The sequence below is a fragment of the Microvirga sesbaniae genome, from assembly GCF_025460805.1.
GTDB lineage: Bacteria > Pseudomonadota > Alphaproteobacteria > Rhizobiales > Beijerinckiaceae > Microvirga > Microvirga sesbaniae.
Genome location: NZ_JAMXFJ010000014.1, coordinates 1 through 13,140 on the forward strand (window position 1 = coordinate 1; position 13,140 = coordinate 13,140).

The 13,140-nt window shown below is 58.1% G+C and carries 16 protein-coding genes; 12 read left to right on the forward strand and 4 right to left on the reverse strand.

What is annotated here, in order from left to right; all coding sequences use genetic code 11:
* Nucleotides 1-230: 230 nt before the first annotated feature.
* Nucleotides 231-899 carry a response regulator transcription factor gene (locus tag OCW50_RS18545; RefSeq protein ID WP_262267315.1) on the forward strand — a complete coding sequence of 223 codons (669 nt, stop codon included), beginning with the start codon at nucleotides 231-233 and terminating at the stop codon, nucleotides 897-899.
* An 87-nt stretch (nucleotides 900-986) separates the two neighbouring features.
* Nucleotides 987-1,781 carry an SH3 domain-containing protein gene (locus OCW50_RS18550; protein ID WP_262267314.1) on the forward strand — a complete coding sequence of 265 codons (795 nt, stop codon included), beginning with the start codon at nucleotides 987-989 and terminating at the stop codon, nucleotides 1,779-1,781.
* Nucleotides 1,782-1,852: 71 nt separating this feature from the next.
* Here OCW50_RS18550 and OCW50_RS18555 read toward each other — a convergent pair whose 3' ends face one another.
* The 3 genes from OCW50_RS18555 to OCW50_RS18565 all read right to left on the reverse strand — a co-directional run bounded on the left by OCW50_RS18555 (nucleotide 1,853) and on the right by OCW50_RS18565 (nucleotide 3,715).
* Nucleotides 1,853-2,251 carry a hypothetical protein gene (locus tag OCW50_RS18555; RefSeq protein ID WP_262267313.1) on the reverse strand — a complete coding sequence of 133 codons (399 nt, stop codon included), beginning with the start codon at nucleotides 2,249-2,251 and terminating at the stop codon, nucleotides 1,853-1,855.
* Between the two features lie 27 nt (nucleotides 2,252-2,278).
* Nucleotides 2,279-2,833 carry an RsbRD N-terminal domain-containing protein gene (locus OCW50_RS18560; protein WP_262267312.1) on the reverse strand — a complete coding sequence of 185 codons (555 nt, stop codon included), beginning with the start codon at nucleotides 2,831-2,833 and terminating at the stop codon, nucleotides 2,279-2,281.
* 324 nt (nucleotides 2,834-3,157) lie between these two features.
* Nucleotides 3,158-3,715 (reverse strand): dihydrofolate reductase family protein, encoded by a 558-nt coding sequence (locus OCW50_RS18565; RefSeq protein ID WP_262267311.1) that lies wholly within the window; start codon nucleotides 3,713-3,715, stop codon nucleotides 3,158-3,160.
* Between the two features lie 231 nt (nucleotides 3,716-3,946).
* Between OCW50_RS18565 and OCW50_RS18570 the strand changes: the two genes are divergently transcribed.
* From OCW50_RS18570 to OCW50_RS18610, 9 genes are all read left to right on the forward strand, one after another.
* The gene (locus tag OCW50_RS18570; protein WP_262267310.1) at nucleotides 3,947-4,264 is read left to right on the forward strand and encodes a hypothetical protein; all 318 of its coding nucleotides are present in this window, start codon (nucleotides 3,947-3,949) and stop codon (nucleotides 4,262-4,264) included.
* A gap of 14 nt (nucleotides 4,265-4,278) precedes the next feature.
* Nucleotides 4,279-4,539: a hypothetical protein gene (locus OCW50_RS18575; RefSeq protein ID WP_262267309.1), complete on the forward strand. Its 261-nt coding sequence runs from the start codon at nucleotides 4,279-4,281 to the stop codon at nucleotides 4,537-4,539.
* Between the two features lie 9 nt (nucleotides 4,540-4,548).
* Nucleotides 4,549-5,250 (forward strand): hypothetical protein, encoded by a 702-nt coding sequence (locus OCW50_RS18580; protein ID WP_262267308.1) that lies wholly within the window; start codon nucleotides 4,549-4,551, stop codon nucleotides 5,248-5,250.
* A gap of 91 nt (nucleotides 5,251-5,341) precedes the next feature.
* Complete coding sequence (locus tag OCW50_RS18585) at nucleotides 5,342-6,196, forward strand: class I SAM-dependent methyltransferase (protein ID WP_262267307.1); 855 nt, start codon at nucleotides 5,342-5,344, stop codon at nucleotides 6,194-6,196.
* 7 nt (nucleotides 6,197-6,203) lie between these two features.
* The gene (locus OCW50_RS18590) at nucleotides 6,204-6,953 is read left to right on the forward strand and encodes a DNA N-6-adenine-methyltransferase (protein WP_262298594.1); all 750 of its coding nucleotides are present in this window, start codon (nucleotides 6,204-6,206) and stop codon (nucleotides 6,951-6,953) included.
* A gap of 41 nt (nucleotides 6,954-6,994) precedes the next feature.
* Nucleotides 6,995-7,753 carry a hypothetical protein gene (locus OCW50_RS18595; RefSeq protein WP_262267305.1) on the forward strand — a complete coding sequence of 253 codons (759 nt, stop codon included), beginning with the start codon at nucleotides 6,995-6,997 and terminating at the stop codon, nucleotides 7,751-7,753.
* Nucleotides 7,754-7,762: 9 nt separating this feature from the next.
* Nucleotides 7,763-8,563, forward strand: coding sequence for a hypothetical protein (locus OCW50_RS18600; protein ID WP_262298595.1), 801 nt, complete (start codon nucleotides 7,763-7,765; stop codon nucleotides 8,561-8,563).
* Nucleotides 8,564-8,661: 98 nt separating this feature from the next.
* Entirely contained in the window at nucleotides 8,662-9,051 is a 390-nt protein-coding gene (locus OCW50_RS18605; RefSeq protein ID WP_262267303.1) for a hypothetical protein, read from the forward strand.
* Between the two features lie 16 nt (nucleotides 9,052-9,067).
* A complete protein-coding gene (locus OCW50_RS18610; RefSeq protein WP_262267302.1) occupies nucleotides 9,068-10,156 on the forward strand; it encodes a hypothetical protein in 1,089 nt (362 codons plus the stop codon).
* Nucleotides 10,157-10,496: 340 nt separating this feature from the next.
* Here the strand turns inward: OCW50_RS18610 and OCW50_RS18615 are convergent, their stop codons facing one another.
* Nucleotides 10,497-11,360 carry an HNH endonuclease gene (locus OCW50_RS18615; protein WP_262267301.1) on the reverse strand — a complete coding sequence of 288 codons (864 nt, stop codon included), beginning with the start codon at nucleotides 11,358-11,360 and terminating at the stop codon, nucleotides 10,497-10,499.
* A gap of 140 nt (nucleotides 11,361-11,500) precedes the next feature.
* Between OCW50_RS18615 and OCW50_RS18620 the strand changes: the two genes are divergently transcribed.
* Nucleotides 11,501-13,096 (forward strand): COG3904 family protein, encoded by a 1,596-nt coding sequence (locus tag OCW50_RS18620; RefSeq protein WP_262298596.1) that lies wholly within the window; start codon nucleotides 11,501-11,503, stop codon nucleotides 13,094-13,096.
* Nucleotides 13,097-13,140: the final 44 nt, after the last annotated feature.

The following is a 13,140-nucleotide window of genomic DNA, read 5'->3' on the forward strand; positions in this document are numbered from 1 at the left end:
GCGCGGCAGTAAGCCGCGTGCGATCCGCCTCGTCGAGCCACGTCTCGGGAGAGTGATCATGGTGTTGCATGCGCCCCAGCAAACACCCGAGGCTCTCGCGTTGCAAGTCTTATGGCGACCTACTTAGCCTAAAAGAACACGAACGGACCCGAAGCTGAGTACGTGGCTTTTGGGAGCCGAGAATAGACGACCAAGCGTTCGAAGCAGATTCTGGGTTGGGGCATTATCCAATGTTTATCGTCGTTGCTTCGCAGCAAGCGGCTGCGGCTGCTTATGTGTCTGAGTTCATCGGCGAAGGCGTTCCCTCAGTCGGGATGTTTTCGGATGATTACAACTCCTGGCTTGACGACCCTTCCAAAGCAAATCTCGATCAGGCGCGCGGATTCCTGATTGAAGAATCCAGTGACCGCATCGCTTTTGCCCAGACTCTGCGCAAGCGTACGCCTGCCCCGATAATTGCCTTCAGCGAAAGCCGGTCGCTTGAGCGAACCCTGGAGCTACTGACCGCTGGCATTGACGATGTCGTGCGCCGTCCCATCCACGTTAAGGAAATCCTTGCTCGTTCGGAGGCGATCTGGCGGCGTCATCGCGAGAGCCAGACTGCGACGTCCAGCGATCGCCTGCGTGTCTACTTCAATGGTCAGGATGCGGAGATCGACGGCCTGCCGCTGACTTTGCCCCGTCGTGAGCTCAACATCCTGGAATACTTCGTCAGGAACCGTGGCCGCTCTGTCAGCAAAGCCCAAGTGTTTCATGCGGTCTATCAGGATTGCCGGGCAGATGTCTCGGAGACTGTTGTCGAGGGGCACATCAGCAAGCTGCGCAAGAAGCTGAGGATGCGGATGGGCTATGACCCAATCGTCGCCAAGCGCTTCGAAGGTTACACGTACGTTGGCTGATCCTATTGCCGGCCGTGTGACTCAGACTAAGGTTGACCGTGTGATCACCAGTCCCGTCCCCATGCGATACGTCAACCTGCTATAAGGGTGTCGGACCCGGCGCTCGATCTGGATGCACGGGCCGCTTGCGACAAGGTCTACCGGATGCGTCTCATATCTCTGTCCATTGCCTTCTCCGTCATCTCGGCTGGAGCGGCCTTTGCAACCGCCGACGGACCAGACTTTTTCGACGTCCGCGGGGTCAGTCCAAATGACGTTCTGTTCCTGCGAGAACGGCCCACTGCCAGCGCGGCAAAGGTCGGTCGGGTCCCGCACAATGGCAAGATGCTTCGAAACGAAGGCTGTGCGGCCGTTCGCGACGGGCGAATCCTCCCCGACTCCGATGTAAACCCTGGACCATTCTGGTGTCGGGTTCGTTACGGACCTGTTGAAGGCTGGGCAAACGCTAGATACCTCGTCGAAGCATCTGGCAACCCGCCAGCCACGTCTTCAGGCCAGGCACCCTCCTACCCGGCCTCCGTAGCGGCCGCCATCAACTCGAACACCGCAGCTTGCGATACCTTCAAGGCGAAGCCCGGGTTCACCCGTAATGACCTCGATCTAAACGGCGATGGTGCCAACGACTGGATCGTTGACTACGGACATATTGAATGTGACGGGTCTGCAACGATGTTCTGTGGCAGTGGGGGCTGCACGCTTCAGGTCCTCATCTCGACCGGCCGCAATCAGTGGACTCCGAAGTTCGAGGATACCGTCCGAGGCTACAGCTTTAAGCCGTCGGGAGGAAAAATGATCCTGCGGATTGAGCAGCATGGGATTGCCTGTCGAAAGCCTGGCACCGAGTCATGCCCTAAGAGTATTGATTTTAGCCAGGCTCGTTGACAGCCTCGCAGGTTGAAGCGCCAGCTAAACCCGTACGTTCCGCGGTGGACATCGTCTGAGGAGGTCAAACGCTAGAGAGTTTCAGTACTGCGGTAATGCGGATCTGATTGTACCGCGCAATTTTCAGATGCCAAACCGAACTCGCTTATGATCCGCTGGATGATGGCTCCGCTCTGGAGTTTTCGGTCAGCGTAGAGCGTGAAGAAGTTCGTTTTGGTGTTGTACACTATTCTGCCACGTGGCCACTGTTCATATTCATAGGACAGGAGCATGGCGGGCCATCCTCTTCGTTTCAGAGGCCCTACGCCTTCTTTCCGCAGTTCTTCCCAAAATTCATAGTGCCCCTTCGGGTGGGTCAAGAACTCCCCGTATGGTTCTGCGGCATCAAGGTCGGTCTTGTCGAAAATCAGTACAATGGCTCCTGACCACCGCACTCCCCAGAAGATTCCGACGAGCGGTTTCAACCTCATGCTTTCTCCGGGACGCGAAACGACGGATCATCGAATTGTTAGAACGGATGCGGGAAGCGCTGGAGCTGTGCCTTGGACGGCTCGCTGGCGTGAAACCTCAGCAAACAGAAAGTCAACAACAGGCCGCCAGCGGGCATAGGCCCAGCCGCCTCCGGTTGACGGATGGTGCATATGTGCCGCGACGGCTTGGTATGGGCCTGTGATCGGATACATTCTCGTCGGCCGATCGGCCGCATTGAGAATATAGGACGGTGCACCTTCAAGACCTGGCGGGAGATGGTTCCAAAGGTCATCGCCACATACCAGGATTGCTTCCACCTCCTTTTTCTTGATGATTTCTATAAAGAGGTTTGGCGCCTCACCATACCAAAGCTCTCTTGGCGGACGCTGCCCCGGACCATTGGCCGCGATACGCGGGACATAGTTATAGAAAATGACCGAGTTCCAAATTGCGATCATCTCAGCCTGCGTCACTTGCTCTACAGGCTTTCGGGCAACGAGCTTTGCCACTTTCGTAAAGAAGTTCTTTGATCTCCTGTAGAGAGAGCCGTTCACATACGCCGTGACGACGTCTCGGGTCATCTCAGGCGCCAAGCTGCCAATGGGGCGCTTATCGCAATGATGTGACTCCCCAAGGACCATGAGACGCATTCCACCCAAAGGGTTATCCTGACATGCCCAACGGTCGCCTATCCACGGTTCAAACATAGATTATCCCTGTCTCTTCAAGGAGCTTCATGCTCCGGTCTTAGGAGAACCTCGTGGGAAGCGTCAATTCACCCTTTGCATCCTCGAAATTCTGCCAAAGCCCAACACCGTCCCTCGGTCGCCGGCGCAAACTCCAGGTGCCGCCGGCGTTCCCGCGACGCGCAAATCCTCAAGGTGTCCGCGAAAGGTTGCGCGAAGTCAGCGTTCGCGCCGGTAGTGCATGGCGACTACGCCATTGCGGAGCTGCGTCGCCGAGACCAACTCGAGCCGCCGCGTGCTGGGCAGGCCGCCCTGGTACAGGGTCGGGCCGTGGCCGGCGATCCTGGGATGGACGAGGAGCTTGTACTCGTCGATCAGGTCCAGCCGGTCCAGCTCGGTCGCGAGTTTGCCGCTACAAAGGAGCACGCCCGCCGGAGTCGCGTCCTTGAGCGTCTGAACGCCTGTTCGCAGATCCTCGGCGATGTGGTGGCTGTTGGTCCACAGGAAGTCCCTTCGCGTCGACGACACGACGTATTTCGGCTTGACCTCCAGTTTGACCGCCCACTCGCGTATGGCCGGCGGCGCCTCCACGTTGCCGCGAGCGACCGCCGGCCAGTAGCTCTCCATCATCTCGTAGGTGACACGGCCCCACAGCATCGCCCCGCTTTCGTCCATAAGGCGGGTGAAGAACGCGTGCGTCTCGTCGTCGGCGATCCCCTCCTGGTGGTCGACGCAGCCGTCCAGGGTGAGGTTGATGGTGAAGGTCAGTCGTCCCATGGGGCGAGCCTATGCCCTACGCTCGAAAAGACCTAGGCCTATGGCTCGCGGTTGAAGTTCAACTTTCGCTATGGGTCGGAAATGGAACCTCGTCGCTCGGGCGGTTGATCCCGGACCATACTCTGAGTCCCGAAGCCACTCATTGAATTAGTGTAACTAAAAACCCCAACGAAGAGCATGAGCGCCGTTCGATAACCGTCGAGCGGCGCTTTTGCCTGTCATGAGGTCACAATGACAGACGTGAATATCCGCAGCCTCGCCGACTTTAAGCGCTTCCTCGCCCGGCCCGGCGCCACCATCGAGACCCTCCGGAACGATGTCATGACGAGGAATGGGCAGACGCCCGAGACCCGGCCCCAGGCCTATGGCACCCGCCAGGTCAAAAAGCTCCAGACCAATGCGGTCCAGTTCACGGGCGACAACTGGCTCTGGTTCGGCAAAGCCGCCGAGTACCGGTTCTCGGGCGATGTCGTGACGATCGACGCCAGCAAGGACGGATCGTTCAAGGACGTCATCGAATACAAGCTTTCCATCCAGCCTGCCGCTTAGAACAGGAGATCTCCATGGGACTGATCTGGATTCGCAAGGACTCCAGCCGCATGGGCCTGCTCGATCAGAGCAACCAGCACATCTACGCCACCTATCGCGAGGTGAAGAAGCGCAAGGGCGGTGCCAACACCTTCAGGGTCGAGGGATACGCCCAACGCGAGAAGAAGCATCCGGCCGAGGAAATCGAGTGGCCGGATGTGGAGGCCGCCAAGCAGGCCTGCCAGCGTATCGCCGCCTGCTACACCGCGGCGACCATCCCGTCGATCAGCAGCTGAGGATCACCCATGACGTCGCCCGAATCCCAGCTTCGAAACCAGAAGCTCAAGCTGTTCGTCGAGGAGGCGCTCGACGCCGGCGTCTTCTATGAGCGTGACCTGCAGGAGCGGATTATTCCGCAGATCCTTCCATTCGACGAGGCGGTCGAGAATCTGATCGGCACCTTCACCAACCCCTCGTTTCAGGAACTTCGGGATCTGGAAGCTCGCGTCACAGCTCTTCCCCGCGGATCCTGGGCGATCATCCGCAAGGAGTGGGATGGCGGCGGATGCTACACGCTGATGTTCAGCGATGGGACAGGAAAGCTGGCGACCGGCGTCGCCCACGATACCTATGATCGCCCGCTCCCCTTCGCAGACGCTCAACGCAATGTGCTCGGGTACGAGATCTACACGATGCGCCATGCCGTCGAGGCAGAGCGTGAGATTGCCGGCGACCTCAAGGCAATCGCTGATAACGGCTTTGCGCTGTACCAGAAGTTCGAATGTCTCAAGTTCGGCCATCGCATTTTCACGACAGCTCAGATCTCCGAGATCCGGCCCAACGGCCTTATCATTCTCCGCCTTACTCTCCGCGGGAGCCGCAAGCATTACGAGGCCACCGTCGGCGCTCGCCTGCTAGAGCGACGCATCGAGGAGGCCAAGGAACGGGCAGCCCCGCAAGAGGCGCGGCCAGAGCGTGTCGGCCAGACAACTCTCTTCCTCGCCTAGCCCCGAACCCCTCCGCACCACCGGCTAGCCGCGCAGCAATTAGCCGCGCGTCAGCTTCGCTCGTCCCGATTATCAACCGGAGCGTCCGCCGATGCCCAAGCTCTCTAAGGAAGAAGCCGCACGCCACCAGGAGGCGGAGAGGCTTCTCGAAAAGGATATCCTCACCGTGGCCGAACGGGAGTTCGTTCTGGAACACTGGCACGAGGGCGCACGCCACCTAAACTCGGTTGCCGGCGCGTTCTTCACGCCCCTGGAACTCGCCCGCGATTTCGCTGTCGAGGTCACAGGACGGAAGATCATTGACCTCTGCGCTGGGATCGGCCGGCTGTCATACGTGATCAAAGCTGCGGCCGACATCTCCCGCCAACCGCTGGACCTCACTTGTATCGAGATCAATAAGGACTACGTCGAGGTCGGCCGCAAGATCCTCCCCGAGGCTCGGTGGATCCACGCCGACGTTCTTGATCTCTCGAAGCTCGATCTCGGCACGTTCGATTGCGCCATCGGCAATCCGCCGTTCGGAGCGATCCGGACGGATACGAAGGCACCCCGGTACAAGGGCAGCCACTTCGAATATGCGGTCATCGATCTGGCATCAGATATGGCTGATTACGGTGTCTTCATCGTCCCGCAGGGCTCGGCTCCCTTCCAGATGAGCGGAACCCAGACGTTCAGGCACGCGACCTCGCAGAAGTACGAGGCTTTCGTGAAATCGACCGGGATCTCACTCCAGCCAAACTGCGGGCTGGACACCTCCGGTTACGACCACCTCTGGCGCGGAACGTCACCCCGCACTGAAATCGTCTGCGCGGATTTCAAGGAAATCAGGGCTGAACGTCAGGTAAGCGCAAGTTCTCAAGATTCTCTCATCGCAGGCCTCAAGGCCGGCCATTCGATCAACCCCGCTGTCGCAACTCGGCCCCAGCAGGCCGATCTCTTTGCCTGAGGTTTCCATGACGCTGAATAAAGGAATGGGCGGTCACCACTCGGCGGCGGCCATTACCGAGACGTGGTTGACCCCGCCCAGCATCATCCAGGCGCTCGGCTCCTCGTCCTCATTTGACTTGGACCCGTGCGCTGCTCCGATGCCCCGCCCCTGGGACACCGCCCGGAACCATTACACCTGGCCGGAGCAGTACGGCTTGAGACTGCCCTGGGAGGGCAGGGTGTGGCTCAACCCGCCCTATGGCCGCGCCATGACCGATTGGCTCAAGAAGATGAGCCGTCACAACAAGGGCACCGCGCTGATCTTCGCCCGTACCGAAACCGAGGCCTATCACGAGTTCGTCTGGCCCTACGCATCCGGCATCCTCTTCCTCCGGGGCCGTCTTCACTTCCATTACCCCGACGGCCGGAGAGCCGAAGCCAACTCCGGAGCTCCCAGCGTTCTCGTCGCCTACGGCGAGGAAGATGTGGAGCGGTTGATCCAGAGCGGCCTTGAGGGTGCCTTCGTTGGCCTGACCCGTCCGGTGTTGCTGCACATGGTGCTCAACTTCGAGCAGCCCATGCCGCATTGGCGCGAGGTGGTCTGCGACGCAATCAAGAATCTCGGTGGCATGGCGAAGCTAAAAGACATTTACGCAGCGCTCGAGGACCATCCCAAAGCTAAGGGGAACCCTCACTTCCGCGAGAAAATTCGCCAGACGATCGGCAGACTTGGCCTCCCACGCATCGACAACGGGCAATACGCCCTGTTCGCCTGAAGCACTCTCAAATCTGATCATTCCTAGCCAAGAGAATTGCTATGACCGAGAACGACACTATCCTGTGCCAGACCGAAATTCGGGACTGGCGCATTGCTGAAGACAGCGCCGAGGACCTGGTCGGACGCCAGACGGAAGACTGGCTCGTTCAGGCTTCGCATTCTGCCTATCACGGCTTGACCCTGACCCTTAAGGCGCCGGACGGCTCTGACCGCGTGGTCGACATTGAGATTGATCAGGGCAATGTCGTGGTCCGATCATACAGGGGCGAGGAGCCCGACGCGAAGATGATCATCGCGGCCGACGCCACCTATGTCTCTTCCTGCTCCGAAATCGGACAGCTCGGACGCAAGCTCATCCGGTATGAGCCGGAGGACGCCGAGTTTCACAGCGGCGAGGTGCCCGTCAACATGGGCACCCTGGCGACCGAAATCGTCGCCACGGGCGAGTCCTTCCGGGCCAGTCTGGAATGGATCGGGGAGGGTGAGGATGGGGATTATCGGCCCGCCGACCCCAATGATCGTCCCATCCTCCGTTTTGACGTCTCCCAGGAGGGTGAAAACGGCGAATGGGAGGACGTGCCCGACAGCAGCTATTGCACCCAACTCGATGCCCGGCTTCCCCGCCCGATCCGTGAGCTCGCAGCGAGCTTGATCCTGAAGACCGTCGAGGAGGCTCATGCCGCAGGCCTGTCGCTCAAGCGGGTCTGCGAACGCCTGTCCTGGATGGACGAGGCCGCCGCCACGGCAGGCGACACTGCTCCCTTCCTGAAAACCGAACTCATCGCCGCCACGGAATGAACCAGTCCAATGACCAAGAAACCCAAGAAAGTTGAAGCTCGCTACACCGTAGTCCTGGATAATTGCGGCAACCCGGATCGGGGCCAGGATCCGTCGCGCCGGCTCCCCGGTACCGTTCGGAAGGTCGTTTCTGTCGAGGATTCCGCAGCAGCCTCAAAAGCCTGCCGGGATTACATCGAGGAAAATGACCTCGGTGGCGGCAATTGGACCGGCGGCGAGATCCGTGAGAACGGCCAGATTGTTGGTAAGGTCGCTTACAACGGGACCATCTGGCCGCCAGGCGAATTCGCCGTCGGCATGAAGCCACTCTGGCCGGAGCCAAAGGAGGAGGTTTCAAAGCCGAAGGACCCGCTCGAATGGGAGGTGGCCCAGGTCGACACGCCGTACGGACCTATTCTGGTCGGTGGATGCTTTCGGATCGGCAACGTGAAAAGCGTCGAAGGTAAGTTTGCCGTTGATGATCAGCACTACGAGTTCATGACCTACGCGACCTTCGAGGAAAGCCGGTTCAAGGACATCCAGAGCCACAACCTTCTCAGGAACGGCGTCTATTCAGACACTGTCACTTCACCAAAGAAGGTTCAGGATGCCGTTCGGGCGGCAGTCGCCGCGTGGGCTTCGGTTCCCGCCAATATGGCCCTGATCGTCCGGAACGAAATCAAGGATCAGAAGAAGTCGATCCAGCATGTGGAGCGGCAGATCGCCAGTTATGAGGAACAGCTCGCCAAAGCCAGAGATGAGCTTGCGGGGCATCATTCACGTGTCGCGGAGCTTGAGGAAAAGGCCTCCCAACTCGAGTCCCGCTCGTAGTTCGGATTAACCGCGTTGTGGGTTTCCCTGAGGGAAGCTGTCGCAAAGCCGATTTAATAGTCTAAAATCGGCACATTCAATTCGTCTGAGTTCAGTCTATGCTCCACGCCATCGCGTTCTTCTGTCCCCCTCTTGCCCTCGTTCTTGCCCACAAATGGGGACCCGCCCTCGGCAACGCCCTCCTTTACGGCGTCTCATGGCTGCTCGTACTTCCGATCATCAGTATGTTCTCCGGCCTGGTCGACTCCCTGGCCGGGATGCTGTTCGTATCGGTTGCGCTCATCATGTTCCTCCCGTTTGTGCTGTTGATCGGCCTCCTCTTCATGGGAGGATTCCTCGCAACAGTCGGCGTGGTGGGCCTTGTAGCCTTCGTCTGCTGGCTCGCATCGATCCTCCACGCCTGGAAGGTCCTGTCCCGGATTAGCCGGGAGCGTCATGAACGTGAACTGATCGAAACGATCAGATCGCTCAAGGCAGGAGGGATTTGAAATGAAGTGTCCTTCCATGAACCTAAAGCTCGCCTTTGCAGCTGCCATAACATTCATGGGCTGCTCCGTCCCGGCCTACGCCCAGAATGCGGAGGACGTCATGCATCCTCTCGATCTGAGCGAACCCGGGATCTATTCCAATCCGGCTGTCGAGATGTGGAAGGACTTGCTCGACAAGGCCAATGCCGAGCGAAAGGGTAATCCCGCCACTTCCGGGCTGGTCCCAGGATACGTTTTCGCCAAGGAGTTCAAGGACGGTGATACAACGGTCCTGGCTTCCGTCTATCGCGCTTGGGACATGGTCTGCGATAACGGGCCGAACTCTTCGACCTCCGCTGTGGACTGGGGCACCTGCCCAGTCAGGGTTAAAATCACTCATGGAGGCGGGTCACGGATTGTCGAGGACACTGTTTGCACAACCATCACCGCCCTCGTCGACGCCTCAAATGGTCTTAACGACAAAAACTATGCGGCATTCATCCCGAAGGTTGGGATCCAGTTCAATGTAGCCTCCAAGGGCAGGTATGCAAAGGAATGCACCAAGCTCGTTCGCCTTGATAAGGCTGGACCTGCTGCTGTGAAGCCCGACAAGGTTGCTGAGGCATCGCCTCCGCCCTCAGGAGCCGTCACCGCGGTTTACTCGGATACTCAAGGAAGAACCTGCAAGCAGATAGCGAGCGAGTCCGAGTTCAGCCATTGGAGCTGCTCGGCGCCCGGTGGACGGAGGGCTCAATTCATGGACACCGGTCTTATTGCAGCCGTTCGCTTTGGCGACAGCACCAACACCGAACTCGAGCCTGGATTCCAAGTCTCTGGCGATATGATTGGCAAAAAGATTGAATGGCGCGTTCGGGATGGCAAGCCCTTCGCAGGGATTCTCCGGCACTTTACCCGTGATGCTGACGACAACCCAAGCCAGGTTCTGGTCGTGACCAAGGTCAACGGCAGGGAGGCTTGCCACATCGGCTATATCAATGCCCGCTCGAAGAATGCCAATCAACAGGCGGCCGAGATTGCCGATAACACGGCTCACACCTTCAAGTGCGGTACAGATCGCCCTGTCAGGATAGGCAATCCTCAGATCCGCCTGGAATCCGGCGAATAACCCGTAGCCCGCGGACAGCATCCATGAAACAAAAATGGGCAGCGATGCTGCCCAGATGATCTTGCCTATCGTTTAGGCACGAACTATATTGTGCATTGCAGCACGGCGATTGGCGTTGCCGTCCTGCTCGCCCTTCTTGGGCGTTTCCTCCCTAAACTTCGGGCCGCTTTCGAGCGGCCTTTTTTCTGGGAGCGAGAGTACGGCCCTGTAGACCATAAGCAACTGCGAAAAAGGTCGTAACGGCCAAGCTATTGCCTTTGTGCAGGCGTCGCCTAACAGATCCACTTCCCCTCATTCAGCGCCAATCCTGTTAGAGACGAACCATGCTACAGTCGACCTATCACTGCTGACCGCCAGCGCCGGCAAGGCGCTGGTTCTCTGTGTTGACCAGTTCAGCCAACTTGGACTCGCCACTGTGCCAGCCCTTGTTCCTCTCATTCTCAATCAGGTCGTGACATGATCTGCAGATAGGGACAAGCGGGGAAAGGTCCTCCCCGGCAAGAACACGCGGCCTATAATCCCGGTGGTGAACTTCAGTCGCACGTTGTAGGCAGCAGGCACACTTCCGGCCCGCTTTCGCGAGGACCTTCCTCTTGATGCCTTTCCACAGCGGCGTCTTGAGATATGCATTATAATCAATGGCTGGTCGTATCCAGCTCACGAACGGCACTAAGAATGCGTTTTCGTCCCGCTCGATAAGAACATCCCTCCACTTCGTTTCGGCCTTAAAGCGGTCAAGCCGTGGATCTCCAGTACTGGCGACGGAAAAAAGCTTCAACTGATCTTCGGTCGGGATCGGGTCTGGCAGGATTGGACTCAGAATGAATGGGGCAGACGATTTCGGCTTCACTTCGTTGGTGGCTGGCAGAACCGTTTGCGGAGGTTGAGTAGGCCGATAACGCCTGTTCTCAACGTCATCCCACTTGGCATGCCATTGTAGAACCGCGGCTTCATGGACACGGTCCCGATCCTCGGCCGTTCTGAAGCAGGGAACCCCATTGACGTTAATGTGCTTGATTCCGAGTTCATGTATCACAGCATTGAGCGCTCCCTCCCAGATGCTGTCCCGGCGACGGTCGCCCAGGTTGCGCTTTGGTTTTCTCGGACGCGGGCGAGCCTGGACCGCGAATTTCTCGATGACAGATTCCGCCGATCGGGCAATCCTAGCCCGGATGTGATCCTCTTCGGGATGCCTGTCGAACATAACTCGCTTGCTAAAGCTCATCGCTCCCCCGAGGCCGGATAAGCCATCATGACAACTAGCCCGTTGCTGCGCAACCAGCGGCAAGGTACTAAGCAACCTCCCGGGTCTTTGCACTAGATCGATCTTGAAGTCATAAGAAAATGTTTCGCTCTCTCGCTTTAGCGCTCGTTTCCGTTACACTCTGTTCTATCGTAGACCACGCACTGGCCCAGAGCATTCCGGACGCCGAGGAATGCGCCGTCCGCTGGCATGTTCCTTTCGGCTCACCACTCCGAGCAACGATTTGTACCGGTAGTCAGGACAAGGGTTTTTGTGAGCGCTCGCGTATCGCCGTCAAGGCGATGGACCAGATGTATTCAACCTGCATGGCTGTGGTGGAAGCATCCCGGTTTGAAGGCCGCCATCCAGCCCGGACAAGCGCGCTGATCGACCAAGCGGCAGCTATGATAGCGGGAGGTCAAGGCAAACCTCAGGTTAAACTCACTCGGGTTCCAGACAACTTCATCGGGCTACAGGCTTGCAACGACCCCGACCCGCCGTCCGCCTGCCTGACAAAATATCGGGCTGTTTTTCAGTCCGATATTGGATCCTTGGCGACCGAGTACCGACGGGTCGAGAAAATCACGCCTCGTCTTGAGGTTCCCAGAGAACAGGTGGCCGGATATCGACCCTCCCCGGATCGGATGGTCTTCATGAAATTTTCCGCCGGCGCCTCAGTCGAGTTCCTGACCGGGTACGGCGTTATCACACCGGAAACTCCACGGGATTTTGAAGCATACCTTCTTCGTAATCCTGACGAGCGGCCAAAGTCGATCCGGCTCAACTCGCCAGGAGGAAGCCTGATCGCTGGATTGCGGCTGGGTGAACTCTTCAGGGAAAACGGTTACTCGACCAGCATTGGAGGAGGTCCGTTCAAGCCTCAGTCTTCCATACCGGCCGTCGCGGATTTTGGCGGAGACCAAGGTAATCAAGAGGATGTGCCAGAGATATGCATGAGCGCTTGCGCCTATGCGTTTCTCGGAGGCATCTCGCGGGATTTTGGCGAGAAAACGCGGTATGGGGTCCATCAGTTCTATAACGAGAAGGCCACTTCCGAACCCACGGCAAAAGCCTTTGATGCAACCGACTTGTCATTTCAACAAGTCATGACAGGCCTGATCGTCGATTACATCGTCAGAATGGGCGCTGACGCGCGCCTGATAGTCGAAGCCGCCAAGGCTGAATACGATACTATGAGGGTTCTGTCCCAAAAAGAGGCGCGCGACCTGAAGGTTATCTATGATCCGGAGAGCTTCACCGCGTGGCAGATCCTGCCCAGAGGGCGTGGGGTTATCGCCCGTTCGATTAGTCAAGATGGCAACCGTATCGCCCAAGTGGCATGCTTTACGTCGAAGCGCGGTACGGAAAGAAAGTTCGTCATTTGGCAGAAGGGAGCCAATGCCGGCGACTGGCGCGATCTGGCTAAGATGGCAGTCTCATTTCAATTTGCCGGAATGGTAATCCCGACCGAGAGCCTCAATATCACGACAGACGGCAAAAACGTATACTTCTCTACGGATTTGCCTCTCGACTACGAGAAAAGAATAAGCAGCCTTAAAGTGGATTTGGAATTTTTCCCAGATATCAACACTGCCCCGATGGTCACCATCCGAAGCTTCGTCTTTCCGCCGATTCCGCGCGAGGGATTCGCAGCATCAGCGTCAATTGCGCTGCGGAATTGCCTGCCAGCAAGCTAAGATTAGAACCAAGAGGCTGTCATAATTTCCCGTTGGCTCCTCAC

What these genes read in the sequence shown, in the direction of transcription:
- OCW50_RS18545 (WP_262267315.1), top strand. Translation starts at nt 231, where the DNA reads ATGTTTATCGTCGTTGCTTCGCAGCAAGCGGCTGCGGCTGCTTATGTG.
- OCW50_RS18610 (WP_262267302.1), top strand. Translation starts at nt 9,068, where the DNA reads ATGAACCTAAAGCTCGCCTTTGCAGCTGCCATAACATTCATGGGCTGC.
- OCW50_RS18560 (WP_262267312.1), bottom strand. Translation starts at nt 2,833, where the DNA reads ATGACCCGAGACGTCGTCACGGCGTATGTGAACGGCTCTCTCTACAGG.
- OCW50_RS18620 (WP_262298596.1), top strand. Translation starts at nt 11,501, where the DNA reads ATGTTTCGCTCTCTCGCTTTAGCGCTCGTTTCCGTTACACTCTGTTCT.
- OCW50_RS18575 (WP_262267309.1), top strand. Translation starts at nt 4,279, where the DNA reads ATGGGACTGATCTGGATTCGCAAGGACTCCAGCCGCATGGGCCTGCTC.
- OCW50_RS18600 (WP_262298595.1), top strand. Translation starts at nt 7,763, where the DNA reads ATGACCAAGAAACCCAAGAAAGTTGAAGCTCGCTACACCGTAGTCCTG.
- OCW50_RS18595 (WP_262267305.1), top strand. Translation starts at nt 6,995, where the DNA reads ATGACCGAGAACGACACTATCCTGTGCCAGACCGAAATTCGGGACTGG.
- OCW50_RS18555 (WP_262267313.1), bottom strand. Translation starts at nt 2,251, where the DNA reads ATGAGGTTGAAACCGCTCGTCGGAATCTTCTGGGGAGTGCGGTGGTCA.
- OCW50_RS18570 (WP_262267310.1), top strand. Translation starts at nt 3,947, where the DNA reads ATGACAGACGTGAATATCCGCAGCCTCGCCGACTTTAAGCGCTTCCTC.
- OCW50_RS18585 (WP_262267307.1), top strand. Translation starts at nt 5,342, where the DNA reads ATGCCCAAGCTCTCTAAGGAAGAAGCCGCACGCCACCAGGAGGCGGAG.
- OCW50_RS18605 (WP_262267303.1), top strand. Translation starts at nt 8,662, where the DNA reads ATGCTCCACGCCATCGCGTTCTTCTGTCCCCCTCTTGCCCTCGTTCTT.
- OCW50_RS18580 (WP_262267308.1), top strand. Translation starts at nt 4,549, where the DNA reads ATGACGTCGCCCGAATCCCAGCTTCGAAACCAGAAGCTCAAGCTGTTC.
- OCW50_RS18615 (WP_262267301.1), bottom strand. Translation starts at nt 11,360, where the DNA reads ATGTTCGACAGGCATCCCGAAGAGGATCACATCCGGGCTAGGATTGCC.
- OCW50_RS18590 (WP_262298594.1), top strand. Translation starts at nt 6,204, where the DNA reads ATGACGCTGAATAAAGGAATGGGCGGTCACCACTCGGCGGCGGCCATT.
- OCW50_RS18565 (WP_262267311.1), bottom strand. Translation starts at nt 3,715, where the DNA reads ATGGGACGACTGACCTTCACCATCAACCTCACCCTGGACGGCTGCGTC.